General features: G+C 46.2%; 5 protein-coding genes. 2 read left to right on the top strand and 3 right to left on the bottom strand.

Going from position 1 to position 4339, the window contains the following annotated elements; genetic code table 11:
- Nucleotides 1-127: 127 nt before the first annotated feature.
- Both H6F50_RS21595 and H6F50_RS21590 read right to left on the bottom strand, forming a co-directional pair.
- On the bottom strand, nt 128-580 hold the full coding sequence (locus tag H6F50_RS21595; RefSeq protein WP_190430292.1) for a VOC family protein: 453 nt from the start codon (nt 578-580) through the stop codon (nt 128-130).
- Between the two features lie 136 nt (nt 581-716).
- Nucleotides 717-1226, bottom strand: a complete 510-nt coding sequence (locus H6F50_RS21590) for a TIGR02652 family protein (protein WP_190411032.1) — start codon at nt 1224-1226, stop codon at nt 717-719.
- Nucleotides 1227-1352: 126 nt separating this feature from the next.
- Between H6F50_RS21590 and H6F50_RS21585 the strand changes: the two genes are divergently transcribed.
- Both H6F50_RS21585 and H6F50_RS21580 read left to right on the top strand, forming a co-directional pair.
- Entirely contained in the window at nt 1353-1907 is a 555-nt protein-coding gene (locus H6F50_RS21585; RefSeq protein WP_190430291.1) for a gamma carbonic anhydrase family protein, read from the top strand.
- Between the two features lie 120 nt (nt 1908-2027).
- Nucleotides 2028-2150: a photosystem II protein Y gene (locus tag H6F50_RS21580; RefSeq protein ID WP_190430290.1), complete on the top strand. Its 123-nt coding sequence runs from the start codon at nt 2028-2030 to the stop codon at nt 2148-2150.
- Nucleotides 2151-2454: 304 nt separating this feature from the next.
- Here H6F50_RS21580 and H6F50_RS21575 read toward each other — a convergent pair.
- Nucleotides 2455-4339: right-handed parallel beta-helix repeat-containing protein (locus H6F50_RS21575; RefSeq protein WP_206754845.1), on the bottom strand; the 1885-nt coding region annotated here is incomplete at its 5' end.

The following is a 4339-nucleotide window of genomic DNA, read 5'->3' as shown; positions in this document are numbered from 1 at the left end:
CTGAGATTCAGAAAATCTGCGATCGCAAGGTGTATAAGCGATCGCATCTGCGCGTCAGGACATTGCGAAATCAAAAAATGATGTTGCAGGGGCTACCCTACAACATCATTTCCCCAATTAATAACACTTAATTTGCCGAGCCGCTGCTGCTCAAAACGCGGATAAATTCCAGGGGTAAGCCGTCGGTATCGGCAATGAAAGCGACTTCGTAGACGCTTGAGCCGATCATTTGCTGCGTTGGCTCTAAAAGTACCTTCAGGGGAAAAAACTGCTCTGGAGAAGTCTGTGCTGCCTCATCAAAGCGTTCTTTTAAAGAATTTAACCAACTCGGCAAATCAGATGCGGTATCGGTGATATCAAAAGACAAATGGTAGTACCCGACGTAATGCTCATCTCCAAAAGCGTCAGGGGCGGGTTTCGGTTGCGGAATCTGGATTAATTCAATGCGTCCGAGACTACCCTCCATCCAGCAGGCAAGGGTGATCCCGGCGGTGAAGCGTTCGCAGACAGTAAATCCCAGATGTTCGTAGAAAGCGATCGCGCGATGAATATTTGCGGTGCGGATCGAAACATGATGCATGATTTTTGTCCTTTGCGATCAGTCTTTAGCCCTTAGTGTTTAGTCTTTCGCGATCGTCTGCCAGTCTTTACCCAATTGACAATAACTAATCACAAATGACCAATGACTAATCACAAATGACTAATCACGAACGAAATTATTCAAACAACCGAAAATAAGGATATCTCACAGGGATACCCGGTTCTTTTTCCAAATCGAAATTAATCACTTCCCAGCAGGGTTCTTCTTCCGGTTCCGGGCTAAATTCCACTGGCAATCCGTACAGCCTGGGTTTCGGCGGATCTGACTGCCCCCGCCAAGGGGTGCTGCGTTCCAGATAAGCACTAATTAACTCCCGATAACGACTGGCAATAATGACTCGCGTCGCTCGGTAGCCTTGAGTATACAGCCGGTCTAGGGCTTCGTGAATCTCAAACCGAATCCCATCCGGATGGGTGTGCTGCCGGTACCATTCATCACTCCACCGACGCCAGTGACGCCCAGACTGTAAATGAATCAGTTCACCAGTCTTCGGATCTGCCTCAAAGGCACCATGACGCGGACACAGATAAGTATCCGTTAGCGTCAAGGCCGGAATCGTTTGGCGGCAATGGGGGCAGTGAATCTCCGGCCCAAAGATCGGGTACTGTAAGCCTGGATTCATCATGGAGTGTGTATCGGCATTCTATGTATCTGTCCAACGGTGCCAGTGGCTTTATTATATCTGTGTAGGTGAAGCTTCGCCCTCACCATAAAGAGTGTGGTTATTTTGTGGAGTCACTGAGCACATCTTGTGAGTAATTTAAACCCGTCCTTCGGTGCCGATAATTCCTATTGGCCTAGCCCCGATCTCTCCTTAGCTGCCTTTGTCGCCCCGAATGCCGTTGTCATGGGTTGGGTAAAGATTGGTGCAGGGGTCAGCATCTGGTTCGGGGCTGTGGTGCGAGGAGATGTAGAACGCATTGAAATTGGAGAACGGACAAATATTCAGGATGGTGCGATTTTGCACGGCGATCCCGGCAAGCCAACCATTGTGGAAGATCATGTAACCATCGGGCATCGCGCTGTGATTCATTCGGCTCATATTGAACGCGGTTGCCTGATTGGCATCGGCGCAGTGGTGCTAGATGGCGTGCGCGTAGGTGCTGGGAGTCTTATCGGTGCTGGCTGCGTGGTGACGAAGGACGTGCCCCCTTTGTCGCTGATGGTGGGGATGCCTGCCAAGCGGGTGCGCGAACTTTCTGAGGCTGAGACGGCAGAACTGATCGAACACGCGAGGCGCTACGAGAAGTTGGCTTTGGTTCATGCAGGCAAGGGGACGGATCTGGGATTTACGACGCCCCATTGATGTCTGGGACAGTTAGGGAGTTTGGATAAGTCAAGGGATGTATCAAACTGTCCCCCGATGCCTAAAAATAAAATATGAGAATTGTTCAAAAATCTTTAAGCAATAAGAGAGGAAACTTCAATGGAGTTTGACTGGCGCGTGTTAATCGTTTTGCTGCCAATTGTCGCAGCAGCAGGCTGGGCAGGGTTTAATATTCTTCCGTATGCTCTGAAACAAATTCAGGGTTTTCTCAACAGATCCTGAACGAGACGATACAAGTAATTAGCAGTAACCCCCTTGTTCCCCTTAGTCAGAGAGGATCGAGGGGGTTCTTGGTGGAGAAGACTGGACAAGGAGTACGACCTAACCCTACCCCTGCCCCTCCCTGCTCTTCGTGGAGGGGTTCAATATTCTATTCTCCCCTCTCCGTGGAGGTCGAGGGGCTGGGGGTTGAGGTTCCGAGGGATTTTAGCTCCGAATGCTCGCGCTGACGCGCCGCTTCGCGAACAGGAGATTGGCAAGCCGAATCGTTGAACGAAGAATATCCGCCCTATCAGTGCGGAGAATGTTATTTCACAGACAAATCTTCTTGAGCGATCGCGGCACCAGCCGTCCACGGTTTCTTATTGTATTCAAAAGCGCCAATATCTGGTTGCTTCCCTACAAATCCATTGGTGTAAGGAGAAATGACCGCACCTTTATCTACAGCCGCAGAAGTAGCAGTGAGTTGATAGTCGTGGTTGCTTCTATTTACAAACTGTACATCGGGAACAGTGATTTGACCCGCCGCATCTTTTTCCATGACAATATTGTTTTCCACTGTCATCCCCCCTGCGGACTGGGTATCTTTAAATTCTTTAGCAATATTATTTTTGAGGATAGTGCCTTTCATATTAGATCGAGACGGTTCCCACCAAATCTCTCCATCTACAGTGTTGTTATACACTTGCCTATTTGTATTTAGACAGGGAGTGCCGTGACTGTTAATCGCAATCCCATGCTTGGGAATATTCCACAGAACATTGTGATGCACTACATAGTTAGAACTGTTGCCGTCTAAATAAATTCCCATGCTGCCAAAATAATGCAAACTGGGGTTGTATTCTGCTTGACTATCGTGAATTTTATTATAGGCAATCTCAGTCCCTTTGCCATCATGTCCCCATGCCTGCACCGTACCTCCGTCGCTATTTTGCCGCCCCATATTAAATGCTTCGTTGTACATCACCTTGCCCTGCGTCAATTCATTGATATTGATCGCGCCTGGAGTTCCTAAATCAAATAGAGTGTTGTACATAATTGCATTGCCTGCGCCTTTAATATGGATGGCGCTGCTAGTACCGGAGTAATTTGTATCGTGGATAATAGAATTAGTAATTTTACTCGAATTGCCTTCGATTCTAATTCCCGATCCTGCCGCATACCTAATTTCGCTATTTTTTACTTCGTTATTATTTCCTCCCAATAAAATAGCTGGCGCTCCTTGGTCATACCAAAGATGGGGAATTACTGCAAAAGTAGAACCATACAAAAGCTTGACTTGATTAATTGAAATATTAAAACTATTATTTGAGTGAATGCCTGCCGCGAAAATATTGATATTTTCTATGCTTATATTAGATTTACTATTAATCTCAAATGCCCATTGCCTTTTTTTTACTTCTACACGTTTGCTTGCAGGATTGCTTCCATCTATCGTCCATAAATATAAATTTCCCGAAGCATCTCTAAACCATTCTTTCGGTGCATCCAAAGCTTCATACTTCCCCCAGATATAGTAGTAATTACCCGCTTTTGGAGCATAGCCTAGAGAGTTTGCATAATATTGATAGTCGCTAAAATTAATAGTTTTAGGGGTGTGACTGGTAATCGTGCTGGTATGGGGTGCCCAATTTGGACCAGGAACGTGATTGACTTTGGCGTTATTCCAAAAACCAGTAGGAAAGTCACTTAAAGCTTCATCTAAAATTGTGCCGCCGACTCGTGAATTGTCAGCAGCATTTGGGTTGTTAATTGAACCACCATCAGCGATCGCTTTGTCTTTACTGGTAATTTGTGCTGGGTTTTTGTTAATATTAGGCCATCTAGCCTCGACCATCATTTCATCATTTACAAAAACCTGGTTATTCCCTTCACCTAAATCCCAGTTCATTGTTGCTTTGTAGACTTTTCCGCTGGGGTGATTGTGCAGAGTCCAATTAGAGATCGGATCTGCACCGCTAATTGTTACTTGTTTGTTTTGATAAGCTTTAAAAGTAATGGGTTTTCCGGCAGTTCCAGAATTAGCGGGGATAACAGTTTCTCGATAAATCCCGCCTTGAATCAAACAGGTATATCCAGCCGTCGCTACACTGGCACACTTTTGGATATTTTGAAAGGGTTTAGACAAAGTTCCTGAATTAGAATCTGCGCCAGAGGGCGATACATAGTAAACTTTTGAGTCTTGTGCAGAG

This window comes from Coleofasciculus sp. FACHB-712, assembly GCF_014695635.1.
In the GTDB taxonomy this organism is placed as follows: Bacteria; Cyanobacteriota; Cyanobacteriia; order Cyanobacteriales; family FACHB-T130; genus FACHB-T130.
This window is presented reverse-complemented; position numbering and strand designations above follow the sequence as displayed.